The organism is Cohnella rhizosphaerae, assembly GCF_029525575.1.
Classification (GTDB): domain Bacteria; phylum Bacillota; class Bacilli; order Paenibacillales; family Paenibacillaceae; genus Cohnella; species Cohnella rhizosphaerae.
This window is the reverse complement of the sequence record NZ_JAPDIA010000003.1, coordinates 2,398,802-2,415,113: the sequence shown is the minus strand read 5'-3', so window position 1 is coordinate 2,415,113 and position 16,312 is coordinate 2,398,802. Positions and strand designations below refer to the sequence as shown.

Below are 16,312 nucleotides of genomic sequence, written 5' to 3'. Positions count from 1 at the left end.
CGGAGCCGGGGGGCAATGTATGCACGTAGATCGATAGTTGGCACTTGATGCTGGAGTCGGGGGGCAATGTATGCACGTAGATCCATAGTTGGCACTTGCAGCCGGAGCCGGGGGGCAATGTATGCACGCAGATCGATAGTTGGCACTTGAAGCCGGAGCCGGGGGGCAATGTATGCACGTAGATCGATAGTTGGCACTTGAAGCCGGAGCCGGGGGGCAATGTATGCACGCAGATCGATAGTTGGCGCTAAATGCGGGTTAGCGGGCCCTGGACCGGCTGCCAGGTCCCGTTCCGGGCGCCAGCAGCCTTGCCGAAGCCACGCGCCCGAAGGCGCGCGCCCTGCTTTATGCGAACTTGTACGTCCAGAAGCGCTCGGTGCCGAATCGCTCCTGCACCTCGCGGTTTTTGTGCGGGTTTTTCTCGAACAGCTGCGGGACGTAAAACTGCGAGCGATGCGACAAAACGGATGCGATCTTCTGCTTCAGAAATTCGCTCACGTCCACGATGACGTCGGGAGCGCCGATCGACTCCTGGTGATTGTGCGAAAAGGCGAGGCAGTGCACGGGCGGACGGGCGGACGGATCCAGCTTGCCGATCGTGCGGACGACCGCCGCGCCGGTCGCGTCGTGATCCGGATGGACCGCGAAGCCCGGGAAAAAGGTGATGACGAGCGTCGGATCGAGCTCCGCCAGCAATTCTCCGATCTTCAGATCCAGCAGGTCCTGGTCCTCGAATTCGAGCGTCTTGTCGTGAAAGCCGAGCAGCCGAAGATCCTGAATGCCGATGGCCTTGCAGGACTGCTCGAGCTCGCCCTTGCGGATCTGAGGAAGCGTGATCCGGTTCGCGAACGGCGGATTGCCCATATTGCGCGCCCTTTCGCCCAGCGTCAGACAAGCATAGGTAACCTGGGCGCCCGCCGCGATACGCTTGGCCAGCGTGCCCGAGATGCCGAAGCATTCGTCGTCCGGATGCGGCAGCACGACTAGTATACGTTGTTCCATGAATCTCTTCCTTTCCCGATCGTTAGATTAAAAGGGCTCGCGGCTAAGCTGCAGGGCGACGACGAGCTTGCCCGAGCTGTCGTGTCCGGCCATGATCAGGCGCTCCGCGTCGGTCTCGTCGTAATGCGTCAGTCCCTCTGCGTAAATCCAGCCCTTTTCCATTTTCAAGCCGACTCTGTACGGTCCGTTGCCCGAGATCGAACCGATGCCGAAGCGTATCAGGGCGTTCGTGATGAAGTTTGCCGCCGGATGCTTGGTGCTATCGTTGTGGGCCGCGTAAGCGCCCGTCGTCAATTCCAGGTGTATGTACAGGTCCTGATTCTTGAGCGAATCGATCCTGTTCTGTATTTCCACGGTTTGAATCGGTAGCATGTCTGCGCCTCCTCCGCTATTTATGATTCAATATACCACAGTCAAACAAACGGCGCATGCGCGCGGTCCAGATCGCGGCCGATATGATCGAGAACGAGGTGTACCATCCATACAACGTAGAAGAACAAGTCGAACACAACCTGCAAAAAGCCGACAACGCGCTGTCGCTGATCAAGGAATAGCGCAAGCCGGGCGCCTTCGGCGGCTTTTTTTTATGGCCGAAGATATGCTACGGTATAGGTAAAGCCATGCGAAGACGGAATTCGGAAAGGAAATGTACGCGCATGAAAGTAGGAATCCTGGATCAAGCTCCCATCGTGAAAGGCGGCAACGCGCCCCAGGCGCTGCGCAACGCCGAGGAAATCGCCGTCCTCGCGGACGAGCTCGGCTATCATCGGATGTGGATGGCGGAGCATCACAACACACGCAACTTCGCGAGCACGGCGCCGGAGATCACCGCCGCGCGGCTCGCCGCGCTGACGAAGCGCATCCGCATCGGCACCGGCGGCGTCATGATGATGCACTATTCGCCGCTCAAGCTGGCCGAAGTGTTCAAGACGCTCAGCGCCTTTTCCCCGGGGCGCATCGACTTCGGCGCCGGCCGCGCGCCGGGCGGCGACCACTACTCGACGCGCGCGCTCGCCGAAGGTCGCGCGCATCTGCCCGGCGACTTGTACGACAAGCTGCACACGACGATGCAGCTTATCGCCGACCGCGCGCCGAAGGACCCGCTGTACGAGGGTCTGCTGGCCTCGCCTTACGAGGTGCCGCTGCCGGAAGCATGGCTGCTCGGCTCCACCGGCAACAGCGCCGTCCGCGCGGGTCGTCTCGGCGTCGGCTACTCGTTTGCGCAGTTTTTCAACGGACAGATGACGCGGGAGATATTCGACGCCTACCGGGATAACTTCGAGCCGTCGTATTTCATGCCCAAGCCGATCATCCTCGTCACTTACTCGGCTACGGTCGCCGAAACCCGGGAGGAAGCCGAGTACATCGCGAAGCCGGCCGACCTGATGCGCCTGTCGCTCATGCGGGGCTCCCTGCAGCAGATCATGACGCCGGAGGAGGCGCGGGATTATCCGCTGACCGAGACCGACCTTGCCGTCATCCGCGAGAACCGCAAGCTTCATCTCGTCGGTACGCCCGCCGAGGTCGCCGACCAGCTCCGCCGGGACCGGGAGCTGTACGGGTTCGACGAAGTGATGATCAACAGCATTCCGCACGGCATGGATGCGCGCCTCAATGTGTTCCGCTTGCTCGCGCGGGAACTGCTGTAATAGGAATGGGTCTGAGGTGGGCTGGGGGGGGAACCTGTATGCGGGACGTGAAGAACTTTCTCTGCCGGCGCCCTCCCTCCGCCAAGTGTCGATTTAAGTCGACACATTCAGACCTGCGGAGCCAAATACAATCCAAGCGTTGATCTAAGTCGACATGATCGCGTACGGAATTAAGCCTGTCCCGCATACGCTCCAAAACAGGCAGCGGCTGTGCTGCGTCCCTTGTTGCGCCTTCGCCCACATTTTCGGCGGATCCAGCTGAGGCTAACAGATTTTATACGGCCCTCTTTGTATACCCTATCGATAGCCGAGGCCATGTAGCCGTTTGAGATAGCCCCTGCGAATTCGCGCCCGATCTTCCGTCGTCGTGCAGACGATCCCGCACCTCGCGCCGACCCAACAATAAAAAACCGTCCGATTAGATCGCCCGGGCGGCCCAATGATGGCGACGATACGCTGGCCAATTGTAACGGCTGTCGGATGAGCCACCTCGTACCGGCGGTTTCGAAGATTGACGGGTATAAAAACCTGCAACTTTACATGTATTTTCTGTCGACGCGCGATACTTGATGCAATACCTGCAAATATGCAGGCAAAATTAAAGCGCAAGCCGGAAATTCGGCTGACGGCGTAAAATTACTGCGTTTTCGCATCTATTCTTTACAAAAGGGCAGATACCGGCGGAAATAGATGTATATTTGCAGGCATTGCGGCAAAAGGATCGACAGGCGTTCCGCGCGATACCAGTTTCGACTATCCGTCATAGCGCGCTTCATTGTACGCCAATGGCCGCCCTATGGTGATCCTCAAAAAAAGCCGCCCCATCCCCCCGTGAATCTCGCGGCGGACCGGAACGGCTCTGGCAGCTTGCCCTTACGCTCTCTTCTTGCGCGTCATGACGTCGAAGATGACGGCCGCGGCCAGGACGCCGCCGCGAATCATGTACTGGTACGAGATGCCGACGCCGAGCAGGTTCATGCCGCTGGTGAGCGAGGCCATGACGATGGCGCCGATGATGGAGCCGGTTACTTTGCCGACGCCGCCCGCTGCGGATACGCCGCCGACGTATGCGGCCGCGATCGCGTCGAGTTCGAACAGCGTGCCCGCCGTCGTCGTCGCCGATTGGAGACGGGCCGTGTACAAGATGCCGGACAGCGCGGACAGCATGCCCATCGAACCGAAGACAATGTAGGTGATTTTTTTGACGCTGATGCCGCTCAGGTGCGCAGCCTCGGGATTGCTGCCGACCGCGTAGATATGTCGGCCGAGCACCGTCTTGGTCGTCAGGAAGTGATAGATCACGACGACGGCCAGCATGATGACGACGGTCCAGGAGAAGCCGTTGTAGCCGGCGATGATCCAGGTGATATAAGCGATGATGGCCGATACGAATACGAGCTTGACCGCGAAGATGCCGCCCGAGACGACCTCGAATTCGTACTTCAGCTTGTTGCGGCGGTTCGCGAATTCAAAGTAAATATACAGCGCGATGACTACGAGTCCGAGAATGAGCGAGAGCACGCTGAGGCCGCCGACTTCGCCCAGGGACGGGATAAATCCGTTGCCAAGCGCGTTGAAATGCTCGTTTTTGACGATGATCGTCCCCGTCTTTTCCGTGACTAGGAGCAGCGCGCCGCGGAAGATGAGCATCGCCGCGAGCGACGAGACGAACGCCGGTATGCCGATCGATGCGACCAGCACGCCGTTGAACATGCCGATGACGATGCCCAGCACGAGGATGACGGGAATCGTGATGTAGACCGGCACGCCCCAGTCCGACAGCATGATCGCGGCGATCGCGCCCATGAAGCCGGCGGCGAAGCCGACCGACAAGTCGATGTGCCGGATCACGATGACGAGCGTCATGCCGACGGCCAGCACGGCGGTGTAGCCGGTCATGTCGAGCAGATTGCTGATGTTGCGCGACGACATGAACAGGCCGTCGGTCATGATCGAAAAGGTCAGCATGATGACGAACAGGGCGATGTACATGCCGTACTCGCGAATGTTCACCTTGAGCAGCGATTTGGCTTCATTATAAAAATTCATCGACGATACCTCCTATTGCGTGGCGAGCTCCATGATTTTTTCCTGGCTGGCCTGTTCGATCGGCAGTTCGCCCTTGATCTTGCCTTCGGCCATGACGTAGACGCGGTCGCTCATGCCGAGCACCTCCCCCGAGCTCCGACGAGATCATGATGATGCTCATCCCTTCGGCGATCAGCTTGTTCATGATCGTGTAGATTTCGAACTTCGCGCCGACGTCGATGCCGCGGGTCGGCTCGTCGAGAATGAGCAGCTTCGGACCGACGAACAGCCATTTGCCGAGCGATACCTTCTGCTGGTTGCCTCCGCTTAAGTTGCCGACGATCTGCTCGACGGACGGCGCCTTCACGTTCATCGATTTTTTTGTATTCGCTCGCGACCTTGACCTCTTCGTTCTGATTGATGATGCCGCCTCTGGCGATGCCGTGCAGATTGGCGGCCGTGACGTTGCTCTTGATGTCCTGGAGGAGAAACAGGCCGTCTCCCTTGCGGTCTTCCGTGACATAGGCGATGCCCGCTTCGATCGCGTCGCTCGTATGCTTGAACGAACGGCGCTTGCCCTCCACGAGCAGCTCGCCTTGCAGTTTATAGGACTTCGGATTGCCGAAGATGCTGAGCGCCAGCTCCGTCCGCCCCGAGCCCATCAAGCCGGCGATACCGACGATTTCTCCTTTTTTTAACGTGCACATTGGCGTTCTTGACGACGTTTCTGCCCGAAGGCGCGTCGTAGGCGGTCCAATCGCGGACCTCGAGGATCGTGTCGCCGAACTTCTTGTTCGCGCGCTTCGGATAGATATCCTCGATCTCCCTTCCGACCATGTTTTTAATGATGACGCCTTCCGTAATCTCGCCCTTGGCGCCGTCGAGCGTGCAGATCGTGCGCCCGTCGCGCAGTACCGTCGCCTTGTCGGCGATCGAGATGACTTCCTTGAGCTTGTGGGAAATCATAATGCAGGTAATGCCCTGATCCTTCAGTTCGCGAAGCAGTTCGAGCAGGTTCTCGCTGTCGTTCTCGTTGAGCGCGGCCGTCGGCTCGTCCAGGATGAGCAGCTTCACTTCTTTGCTGAGCGCCTTGGCGATCTCGACGAGCTGCTGCTTGCCGACGCCCAGGTCCTTGATCGGAGTCTCGGGATTGACATTTAGCTTTACTTTTTTTGAGCATGCGCTTGGCTTCGACGATCGTGCGGTTCCAGTCGACGACTGCGCCTCGCTTCACTTCGTTGCCGGCAAAAATGTTCTCGTAAACGGTAAGATCCGGGAATAGCGCAAGCTCCTGATAAATGATGGCGATGCCGGTCTTGACGCTGTCGCTGATCTTGGAGAACGCCTGTACCCGACCGTCGAACACGATGTCGCCCGAATACGTGCCATGCGGATACACGCCGCTCAGCACCTTCATCAGCGTGGACTTGCCCGCGCCGTTTTCCCCGATCAGGCAGTGGATCTCGCCCCGTTCGACCTTGAAGCTGACGTCGGTGAGCGCCTTGACGCCCGGGAATTCCTTCGTGATGTTGTTCATTTCTAAAATATAGTCGCTCATTCTCTTCACTCCTTAGGCGCAGCGACGTTCGGTAACGGCGGGAATCGCGATAGACGCATCTATCACGATCCCGCGCTTTAAGCTATAGGCCGGCCGGAATTACAGTCCCGTGAAGTCGCCCGCTTTGTAATAGTCCGAATCGATGAGTTCCTTCTTCACGTTGCCCTTGTCGACGACGATGACGTCCGTTTGCTTTGCCTTCACGTCCACCTTGCCGTTATTGTAGGAGCCGGTCGTCTCGGGCGTCTTGCCGTCGAGGATGGCGACCGCCATGCCCATCGCGTCCTTGACCAGCGTGCGGACGTCCTTGAATACCGTCATGGATTGCTTGCCGTCGATGACGTACTGGATGGAGGCCTTCTCGGCGTCCTGGCCGGTAACGACGTAGCTCGTGATCGCCTTGTCGGAGGCGAATACGTCGGCGATGGAGCGGGCCGTGCCGTCGTTCGGCGCCAGGATGGCGACGTCGCCCTTCATGTCGGCGGCCGCGGAGGTCAGGTGCGTTTGCGCCTTGTTCTTGGCTTCGTTGGCGTCCCAGTTCGTCGTGACTTGGCCGATGATCTTGCTCATTTGCTCGCGGGTCAGGTCCTTCGTATCCTTCAATGCGACCGCTTCGCTGGAGTTCGCGATCTTGAACGTGCCGTCCGCGATCTTCGGCTGAAGCGTCTGCCATGCGCCCTGGAAGAACAGGAACGCGTTGTTGTCGGTGGCGGCGCCGGCGTACAGGTAGAGCGGCTCGCCGCTGCCCTTGGCGTGGTCGACCAGGTATTGCGCTTGCGCAGCGCCGACAGCGACGCTGTCGAAGGTGACGTAGTAGTCGACCGCGTCCGTGTTGGTGATCAGACGGTCGTAGGAGATGACCTTGATGCCTTCCTTCTTGGCCGCTTCTACCGCCGCCGCCGCCGCGTCGCCGTCTTGCGGACAGATGATGAGGACTTGAATGCCTTTGTTGATCAGCGTCTCGACGTTTTCCTTTTCCTTGGCGGAGGAGCCTTGGCTGAACAGGATATCGGTCGTATATTTCGTGCCGGACAGCGCATCCTTAAAGCGTTGCTCGTCCTGTACCCATCTCGGTTCGTCCTTCGTCGGAAGCACGATGCCCACGCTCACCTTGCTGCTGCCGCCATCCTTGCCGCAAGCTGCGGCGACCGCCGCGAACAGCATGACGACCATCAGCAGCGCGATCGTTTTAAATCCTTTTTTCATTTCGTTGTATCCCCTTTCGAACTCGTCGGTTTTTCTGACAAGACAAATATAGCACCGGACAAGATGCGTGAAAGCGCTTATCGATAGCACTCTTTTGCGACCTTCTGCAAAAATTTAACCTGGTCGGGAACGGCAAAAAAACCGCACCTGAACGGTACGGTTTGCGTTGCTTGACGGCTTGGTCCGTGGTTTTACTGTGCCAATTGCGCAAGATCCGGCTGCAATCTGTTGCGCAGCGCGTACAGCATGATCCCCCCCCGACCAGGAACGCTACGGCATCCGCGATGACGAGCGACCAGACGACGCCGTGGAAGCCGTTCATTTGGTTGGCGATATAAAGGACGGGAATGAGCGTGATCCCTTGAATGACGGACATGACAAGAGCGGCGGTACCCTGCGCGGTCGCTTGGAAAATCCCCCGTGAACAGCGAGGTCATGCCCGTAATGAACAAGGATAGGAACGTCACGTGCAAAATGTAGCTGCCCATTTCGATCAACTGCGGGTCGTTCGTAAACCAGCCGATCAGGTGGTCGGATACGAGGTAGACGACGATGCCGAAGACGACGGCGAGCGCCAGGATCGTCTTGATCGTGAAGGAGATCGTATGCTTCATGCGCAGCTTGTCGGCCGTAAAAGAGAAGGCGATCAGCGGCACGACGCCCTCGCACAAGCCCATCAGAATAAACTCGGGAAATTGCAGCAAGCGAGACGAAATGCCGTAGCCCGCGATGGCTTGTTCGCCGTATTCGACGAGGTAATGGTTAAAGATCAGCGACATGGCCCCCAGGAATACGCTCATGACGAAGACGGGTACGCCGATCTTGAATACATTGCTCAGGATGTCCTTGGTTACCTTGAACCATTTAGCCGAGATGGTTAGAAACGAACTTTTATAGCCGATATGGAAGGCGAAAAATACGCACGCGACGAGGTTCGATACGACGGTGGCGGACGCGACGCCGATCACGCCCCAGTGGAGGACGAAGACCGCGAGCGCATCGAGCGCGATGTTCACGACGACGCTGAGCATCATGCCGACCATCGACGTGATGGCCGAGCCTTCCGACCGCACGATATTTTCCAGGGTGAAAAAAAGCACGACGAACGGCGAACCGATCAGCATAATCGTGACATAATCCTTCGTGAATCCGAACGAATCCGGCGTCGCCCCAAGCCCGTGCACGATCGGGTCGATCAAAGGCAGACCGACGGCCATCACGATAAGGCCGAGAGCTAAGCTGCTGTAAAAAGCGAATGAAGACAGATGCTTCACGTCGTCGTATTTTTTCTCTCCGAGCAATCGGGAGATGAACGCGCCGCTGCCGATGCCGATCAGATTGCCGAGCGCCATAATGATCGCGAACAACGGCAGCGTGAGCGCGAGCGCGGACAGCATGGCGGTACTGTCAAGCGTGCCAAGGAAAAAGGCGTTTAAGATCGAGTAGATCACGCTCATTGAAGTACCCAGCATCATCGGCACGGCGAAATGGGCTACGGCTTTGGCGATCGGCGCTTTTTCAAAATAGTGGAGGTTTGCAGATTCCATGGGAGTCACCGCTTTCTTGGGTTTGATCAGGCTTCGGTCTAAACGTAGACAGCCGTCTAAGTTTGCAGGCGCTCGTCTAACTTTTTGGGCAACCGTCTAACTCAGCAAGCACCAGTCTAACACCGTTAGATTGAACCTTACAGTGTTAGATGATATCATGGGTTTATGAACCTGTAAAGAACAATCTTACACTGTTAGACAAAAGGGCGGATACCGATGAAAAAGCAGCAGCCGCAAATATCGGAGGACAAGATTTTGGAAGCCTCGTGGGCGCTTCTGGAAGAGGAAGGCATCGAAAAGTTCAGCATGAGACGCTTGGCCGACCGGCTGGGAATCCAGGCGCCCTCGCTGTACTGGTACTTCAAGAGCAAGCTGGATCTCTATCAGCGCTTGGCCAGCCAAGTATCGCGAATCGTCCTGGAGGAGTATCGTTCGGAAGGGGACTGGAAGGCTCAGCTCGCTGGAATTGCGACGACGATACGTAACGTGCACCGCCGATACCCTTGCTCCACGCAGCTAATGATGCTGACGCTCCCGCACGAGCCGGACATCATTCGGCTTACCAACCGCATGCTGCGCTGCCTGGAAGCGACGCCGCTTGCGCAGGAGCAGAAAATACAGACGGTGCTTGCGCTCGTGAATTACGTTCATAACTTCGTGCTGGACGACTACCAGCATCAGCGCAACGTGGCCGCGATGATGAACGACCAGGGAGACTTTCAAAAAGGCGGGATGATTCGCCTGTTGGACGACATGAGCGAGGAGGATGCGGGACTGTTCCGGAGGCTGTTCAAAAGCGGCATGTTCGAGCTGATGGGGACCGACCGGTCGTTCGAATTCGGCTTGAACCTGATTCTGCTGGGGGTCGAGCAGGTGATCCTGGCGCAGGAAAAGTAGCGAAATGGTGCACGTGAGAATCAGGAATAGCTGCATTACAAAACGGTGCCGCAGGTGTCGCGCTTGCGTTAAAGATGCACATTTTTTGTGCATCTTGACGCTACCGCGAGGCGTTGTGTTTGCCCTAAAGATGCACATTTTTTGTGCATCTTGGCGCGGCAGTGGCCGCGAGGCGTTGTGTTTGGCCTAAAGATGCACATTTTTTGTGCATCTTGGCGCGGCAGTAGCCGCGAGGCGTTGTGTTTGCCCTAAAGATGCACATTTTTTGTGCATCTTGGCGCGGCAGTAGCCGCGAGGCGTTGTGTTTGGCCTAAAGATGCACATTTTTTGTGCATCTTGGCGCGGCAGTGGCCGCGAGGCGTCGTGTTCGCCCTAAAGATGCACATTTTTTGTGCATCTTGGCGCGGCAGTGGCCGCGATGCGTTATATTTGCCCTAAAGATGCACATTTTTTGTGCATCTTGGCGCGGCATAAATCGCACGGCGTCGCGCTTGCTCAAAAAAGAGGCTGGCGTTTGGGCCAGCCTCTTGCGGTTTTGGACTTAATGTTCCCCCCTGCTTCACGTTCTTGTACACTTCCTCCCGCGTGTGGAAGCCCTCCGCGATGATCGTCTCGTCGATGTTGGACTTGTCGACGGCGATCGGCGAGAGCAGCACGGACGGCACCTCGATCTTGCCGTTGTTGACCTTGCGGTCGGCGCGCGGGTCTTCTCCGCGGGCAAGCTTGAAGGCGAGCTCGGCGGCCTTCTCGGCGAGCAGCTTGATCGGCTTGTAGACGGTCATCGTCTGCGTCCCTTCGACGATCCGCTGCGCCGCCGCGAGATCCGCGTCCTGGCCCGCGATCGGAATGCGGCCCGCCAGCCCGCGCTCGGCCAGCGCCTGAACGACGCCGCCGGCCGTCGCGTCGTTGGCCGCGATGACCGCGTCGATGCGGCCTGCGTTCGCGTCGAGCGCCGCCCGCATGTTGGCCAGCGCGTTCGCCGGCAGCCAGTCCTTGCTCCACTGGTCGTATACGACGCGAATGTCGCCGCCGTCGATTTTCGGCTGGATGACGTTGAACACGCCCTGCTTGAACATATGCGCGTTGTTGTCCGTATCCGCTCCGCCGATATAGACGTACTTGCCCCGCGGCACCTGCTTCAGAATGGCCTGCGCCTGAAGCTCGCCGACCTTCTCGTTGTCGAACGAGACGTACAGGTCGATATCGGCGTTGTTGACCAGCCGGTCGTAGGCAAGCACCTTGATGCCCGAGGAGTGGGCGCGCTTGACGATCGCCGCCGTCGCCGCTGCGTTGTGGGGCACGATGACGAGAATATCGACGCCTTCGCCGATCATCGTCTCGGCCTGCGAGATCTGCTTGGCGTCGTCCCCGTTCGCCGCCGCGATGACGACCTCCGCGCCGAGCGCCTCCGCGGCCGCCTTGAACAGATCGCGGTCGCGCAGCCAGCGCTCCTCGAGCAGCGTGTCCATCGCGAAGCCGATCTTGATCGGCCCGCTATGGCGCGGAGACGCCAGTCCTCCTCCTCCGCCCTGCGTAGCCGATGCTTCAGGCGCATTGCCCGGTTGCCCGCCGCTGCCGCCGCCGTCGCAGCCTGCCGCCAAGCCTGCCAGCATAAGCCCGAGAGCCAGCATAAGCAGCGGATTCATCACTCGCTTGGCGCGTTTCCACGATTGCATCATGTTCACGGTCCCCTTTTGCCCAACAGCGTTTTGCGGTATTCCGTCGGCGAGACGTCGCACATTTTTTTAAACACCTTGCTGAAATAGTTCGGATCGTGATACCCGACCTCGAACGTGATCTCCTTCAAGCTGCGTCCGGGATCGCCCATCAGCTTCTTGGCCTTGTCGATGCGGCACTCGGTGAGGAAATCGATGTAATTGACGCCGAGCTGCTCCTTGAACAGCTTGCTGACGTAAAAAGGACTGAGTCCCACCCGCTTGCCGATCGCCTCCAGCGAGATATCCTCGTGGGAATGCTCGTAGACGTACTGCTTGATCTGCTGGATCGCATCCGGCCTGACCTGCTCCTGATGCGTCTCGAACGCCTGCCGCATCCGCGCGAGCAGCAGCGCGGTCTCGGCGCGCAGCTGCCGATAATCCCGGGCCTGCACCGCAAACAGCGGCGACTCCGTCTCCACGCCCATCTCGAGCAGCACGCGCGAAGCGAGCCAGAGCAGCTCCAGCGCCCGCTGCTGCCCGAGCAGCAGGTCTGCGCCCTCGCTCTCGCTCCGCCTCAACAGCTCCTGGACGTCCGCCTCGATCTGTTCCCATTGCCCAAGCCGGATGCGGTCGAAAAACTGGCGCTCCCACTGCTTCGCCGATATTCCATCCCGGGCCATGCCGAGTGCCGGCGTATCCGCGTAAAACCGGTATCTGACCGGCAGCGTCGGGTCGGAGGACGCGATAAGCGCTTCCTGGTAGGATTGCCGGATCTGGTCCAGCGAATCGCAGACGCCGCCGATGCCGACGAAAGAACCGCCGGATCCCGGCAGGCCCGCACCCGACAAGCCCGAGTCCGGCAGGTCCGCACCGGACGGTGCAACGCCGCGCATCCCGGCGTCCGCGACCGACAGCAGATCGCGCGCCAGGGCCAGCGCCTGCGAGCGGTACGAGCGCGCCGGATCCCGGAACGCGATGACCGGAATATGCCGCCCGTACATAGCGCCGACCCAACCGCCGCCGGCCTGTCTCGCTTTTTCCCGTATGGAGCCATGCAGCCCTTCAGCGCCCTGCGGCAGCAGCACGCACATCGCGAACGGCCCGCTCCTTGCGCCTTCGCCCAGCAGCCCGACCAGCTCGTCGAGGTGAACCTCGTGCACATGGTCGAACAGCAGCTGCGTGACGATATCGGCCTCGATGACGGGCAGCACCCTGCGCAGGGTATCCTCTTGCCGCTTGCTCGTCTCCGCCGTCCGCCGCTCCTCCTCGATCTGGCTTATCGCCTTGCCTACCGTCGCCACGATCTCGCTCGCCTTGCTCGGCTTGAGCAGGTAGTCCTTCACTCCGAGTTTGATGGCCGATCGCGCATATTCGAACGTGTCGTACGCCGTGACCATGATGAATTTGATGCCCGGCTGCGCCTGCGAGATGACCTCGATCGCCTCAAGGCCGTTCATGCCCGGCATTTTAATGTCCATCAGGATAAGGTCGGGCTGCAACGACGCGGCCATTTCAACGGCGACTTTTCCGTTTTTCGCCTGCGCGATGTCAAGCTCGGGGAAGCCTTTTCGCAGAATCGCCTGCAACCCGTCCCGTTCGATCTGCTCGTCGTCCACGATCAAAAGCCTAGTCATCGCTATCGAATCTCCTTATCTTCGGTATTTGCAGGACGACCGTCGTGCCCTCGGGCCCGCTCGCGATGTCCATGACGTCGTCGATGCCGTAAAACAGGCGGAGCCGTCTGACGACGTTGCTGAAGCCGATGCCGGTCGAATGCCCTTCCGCCTCCATGGGGCGCTCCTCGAGAATCTGTCTGACTTTGTCCTCCGACATGCCCGGTCCGTCGTCGGCGATCTCGATCCTCACCCGCTCCTCCCCGTCCGTTACCCTGAAGCGGAGCGTGCCGCCCTCCTCGCTCGGCTCGACGGCATGGATGACAGCGTTCTCGACGATCGGCTGCAGCGTAAGACCGGGGATCTGAACGTGCAGGCACGACGCGTCGATGTCCGTCTCGAAGCGGAGCCTGTCGGTAAAACGGGCTTTCTGAATCTCCATGTATTGGCTCAGCACCTTTACCTCGTCGTACAGCGTGACGGACCGGTCGAGCCGCTTCAAGTTGTATCGCAGCAGGCCCGCGACGCTCGCGAGCAGGTCGCTGGTCTCCTCGGAGCCTTCAAGGTAAGCCTTCTTGGACAGCGTGTCGAGCGTGTTGAACAAGAAATGCGGATTGATCTGGCTCTGCAGGCTCCGCAGCTGGCTCTCCTGCAAGAGCAGCTTGTTCTGCTGAAGCTCCCGCTCGAGCTGGGCCTTTTGCTGAATTTCGGAGATCAGATTGTTGATATTGACGCGCATGCGATCGAACATCTTGGCCAGGAAGGAGATCTCGTCGTTGGACTTGACTTCGACCTTCAGGTCGAACCGCCCGCGCGACAGCTCCCGGGCCGCCTGCGTGAGCTTCTGGATCGGACGCGTGATGCTAAGGGAAAATCCGTATGTGAACAGCAGCATGAGCAGCGTGATCGTCAGCAGCAGCCAGACGCCCAGCTTCTTGAGCTCGGCCGATTGCTCGATGATGCCGCGGTAGAACCGGTCGTACGTCTTCAGCTCGGTGTCGATCAAGGTGAGCGTCATTTCCGAGATGTACTTGGAGATGCGCGTCGCTTCGAGAAAAGCGTTCGCCGAATCCTCGGACTCCTTTTCGGATTGGAAGAGCAGCGAGCGGTCCACCGTCTCGAGCAGCGTGTCGATCAGATTCATGTAGTTGGTAATCGCGAAGTCGTTGTCCGCGTTCCGGAGGTTGATGACCCCGAGCCGGGCTCTGCGCAGCTCTTCCTTGCTTCTGTCGAGCAGTCCGAGGCGGGCCGTCGTCGGCTCGAGCCGGTAGTTGTTGAGCGCGGCGATCGTCTGCTGACTCGCGGTCGTCACTTCGTTCATGCGCAGATATCGCTGCAAAATGTCGTTGTACTGCTCCTGCGTCTTCTGGTTGTAGTAGGTCAGCGTCATCCAGATCGCGACCATGATGAACAGAACGATGGCGGCGAGCGTCCAGATCTTGCGCTGAATGCTCGTCATGGCGCCTCCTTCAGCTTGAGCATCCGGATGTCGGTCAGGTAGCCGTCGGTATTGAGCGGCATGATCTCTCCGCTCAGCCATTTGACCATCAGGTTCACGCTCATCCTTCCCATCTTGTCCGGGGACTGCTCGAGTACGCCGTCGAGCTTGCCCGCTTTGAGCAGGTCGAGACTGTCCGAGCCGTCGTCGAACGTGTAAATATCGTACGGCCCTACCTGCGAGCGCCTGCCGATCTCCTGGATCATCGCGTCCGCGATGCTGGCGTTCACGGCGACGAAGGCGTCGACGTCGGGCAGCTTGTTCATCATGTCCTGCGTCGCGGCGATGACCTGCTCGCGCGTTTCCCCGGTCTTCGCGTAGGCCGTCTTTACGCCGGGATAGCTTTTGAGCACGTCGTCGATGCCCTGAATGCGCTGCCGTTGATAATATTCCTGCCGGTCGTCGCCCATCAGGATAACGGTGCCCGACGTGCCCATGTCCGAGATGAGCTGCCTGGCGATCATCCGTCCGGCCGCGAACTGATCGGAGCCGACATACGTTCGCCGGAGACTCTCGGCCATCGGCACATCGCTCCCGACCGTAATGACGGGGATGCCGTAGAAGGCCGCTTTGACCTTCGTCAAATTTTTAAAAGCCTCCGTATCGAGCCCCTGAAGAATGATTCCGTCCACCTTGGAGGCGATGGCGATCTCAAGCTTCTTCAGGAAATCGTCCTGGTCTTTGTTGTAGCTGCCCCATATCTCGATGCCGGCGCCGCTCGCCTTCGCCTCGGCCTTCGCGCCGGCGGCGACCTCGTTCCAGAACGGCGTATCCAGCTCCTGCGTGATAAGGACGAGGCGGTAGCGGGGCTCCCGCTCCGCCCGCGTCTGCGGAAGCTCCCCGTCGGAACGGAATACCCGGTCCGCCGAACGGACCGTAAAATATAAGAGGACCGCGCATAGGACGCCGATCAGGATCAACAACGATTTGCGCAAGCGAATGACTCCGTTTCCAATTGGAATAGCTACATCATAGCAGAGGCGAACGGAAGATCAAGCGCGAAGATGCCGAGCAGCCGGGCGCGGCCTATTCTCGCGGGCCTCTCGCGCCGCCCCGGGACCGCACAATTATTGTGCGGTTCTCGCCACCCCCGCGCTCGCCGTTGCACGCCGGCTTCCTCTCGCCCTTCGCGCTTCTCGCGCCGCCCCGGAACCGCACAAATATTGTGCGGTTCTCGCCAACCCCGCGCTCGCCGCTGCACGCCGGCTTCCTCTCGCCCTTCGCGCTTCTCGCGCCGCCCCGGAACCGCACAATTATTGTGCGGTTCTCGCCACCCCCGCGCTCGCCGCTGCCCGCCGGCTTCCTCTCGCCCTTCGCGCTTCTCGCGCCGCCCCGGAACCGCACAATTATTGTGCGGTTCTCGCCAACCTCGCGCTCGCCGCTGCAAGCCGGCTTCCTCTCGCCCTTCGCGCTTCTCGCGCCGCCCCGGAACCGCACAATTATTGTGCGGTTCTCGCCCATCCCGCGCTCGCCACTGCACGCCGGCTTCCTCTCGCCCTTCGCGCTTCTCGCGCCGCCCCGGAACCGCACAAATATTGTGCGGTTCTCGCCAACCCCGCGCTCGCCGCTGCACGCCGGCTTCCTCTCGCCCTTCGCGCTTCTCGCGCCGCCCCGGAACCGCACAATTATTGTGCGTTCTCGCCCATCCCGCGCTCG

Annotated in this window: 11 protein-coding genes and 3 pseudogenes; 3 read left to right on the top strand and 11 right to left on the bottom strand. The window is 59.6% G+C overall.

Annotated features, from left to right (window positions below; translation table 11 throughout):
• Positions 1 to 345: 345 nt before the first annotated feature.
• Entirely contained in the window at positions 346 to 1,002 is a 657-nt protein-coding gene (gene bshB2 / locus OMP40_RS16335) for a bacillithiol biosynthesis deacetylase BshB2 (protein ID WP_277532783.1), read from the bottom strand.
• A 27-nt stretch (positions 1,003 to 1,029) separates the two neighbouring features.
• Positions 1,030 to 1,374, bottom strand: coding sequence for a YojF family protein (locus OMP40_RS16330; protein ID WP_277532782.1), 345 nt, complete (start codon positions 1,372 to 1,374; stop codon positions 1,030 to 1,032).
• A gap of 56 nt (positions 1,375 to 1,430) precedes the next feature.
• Between OMP40_RS16330 and OMP40_RS16325 the strand changes: the two genes are divergently transcribed.
• A complete protein-coding gene (locus OMP40_RS16325; protein WP_277532780.1) occupies positions 1,431 to 1,556 on the top strand; it encodes a hypothetical protein in 126 nt (41 codons plus the stop codon).
• A gap of 102 nt (positions 1,557 to 1,658) precedes the next feature.
• Positions 1,659 to 2,651, top strand: coding sequence for an LLM class flavin-dependent oxidoreductase (locus tag OMP40_RS16320; RefSeq protein ID WP_277532779.1), 993 nt, complete (start codon positions 1,659 to 1,661; stop codon positions 2,649 to 2,651).
• A gap of 873 nt (positions 2,652 to 3,524) precedes the next feature.
• Here the strand turns inward: OMP40_RS16320 and OMP40_RS16315 are convergent.
• From OMP40_RS16315 to OMP40_RS16295, 5 genes and pseudogenes are all read right to left on the bottom strand, one after another.
• Entirely contained in the window at positions 3,525 to 4,700 is a 1,176-nt protein-coding gene (locus tag OMP40_RS16315; RefSeq protein ID WP_277532778.1) for a sugar ABC transporter permease, read from the bottom strand.
• A gap of 286 nt (positions 4,701 to 4,986) precedes the next feature.
• A pseudogene (locus OMP40_RS41845) lies at positions 4,987 to 5,202 on the bottom strand (hypothetical protein); the annotation flags it as partial.
• Positions 5,203 to 5,928: 726 nt separating this feature from the next.
• Positions 5,929 to 6,216: pseudogene (locus tag OMP40_RS41840) on the bottom strand (ATP-binding cassette domain-containing protein); the annotation flags it as partial.
• Between the two features lie 120 nt (positions 6,217 to 6,336).
• On the bottom strand, positions 6,337 to 7,443 hold the full coding sequence (locus tag OMP40_RS16300) for a sugar ABC transporter substrate-binding protein (protein WP_277532777.1): 1,107 nt from the start codon (positions 7,441 to 7,443) through the stop codon (positions 6,337 to 6,339).
• A 191-nt stretch (positions 7,444 to 7,634) separates the two neighbouring features.
• Positions 7,635 to 8,990: pseudogene (locus OMP40_RS16295) on the bottom strand (MATE family efflux transporter).
• A 216-nt stretch (positions 8,991 to 9,206) separates the two neighbouring features.
• Between OMP40_RS16295 and OMP40_RS16290 the strand changes: the two are divergent.
• Positions 9,207 to 9,887, top strand: coding sequence for a TetR/AcrR family transcriptional regulator (locus OMP40_RS16290; RefSeq protein WP_277532774.1), 681 nt, complete (start codon positions 9,207 to 9,209; stop codon positions 9,885 to 9,887).
• 434 nt (positions 9,888 to 10,321) lie between these two features.
• On the opposite strand, the gene xylF is transcribed toward OMP40_RS16290, so the two are convergent.
• From xylF to OMP40_RS16270, 4 genes are read right to left on the bottom strand one after another with little or no spacing between them, the layout of a single operon-like run.
• Complete coding sequence (xylF, locus tag OMP40_RS16285; RefSeq protein ID WP_420871984.1) at positions 10,322 to 11,563, bottom strand: D-xylose ABC transporter substrate-binding protein; 1,242 nt, start codon at positions 11,561 to 11,563, stop codon at positions 10,322 to 10,324.
• 5 nt (positions 11,564 to 11,568) lie between these two features.
• Positions 11,569 to 13,179 carry a response regulator gene (locus OMP40_RS16280; protein WP_277532770.1) on the bottom strand — a complete coding sequence of 537 codons (1,611 nt, stop codon included), beginning with the start codon at positions 13,177 to 13,179 and terminating at the stop codon, positions 11,569 to 11,571.
• Positions 13,172 to 14,617, bottom strand: coding sequence for a sensor histidine kinase (locus OMP40_RS16275; protein ID WP_277532768.1), 1,446 nt, complete (start codon positions 14,615 to 14,617; stop codon positions 13,172 to 13,174). Before OMP40_RS16275 ends, OMP40_RS16280 begins: the two co-directional genes overlap by 8 nt.
• Positions 14,614 to 15,591: a sugar ABC transporter substrate-binding protein gene (locus OMP40_RS16270; protein ID WP_277532766.1), complete on the bottom strand. Its 978-nt coding sequence runs from the start codon at positions 15,589 to 15,591 to the stop codon at positions 14,614 to 14,616. Before OMP40_RS16270 ends, OMP40_RS16275 begins: the two co-directional genes overlap by 4 nt.
• Between the last annotated feature and the right edge of the window lie 721 nt (positions 15,592 to 16,312).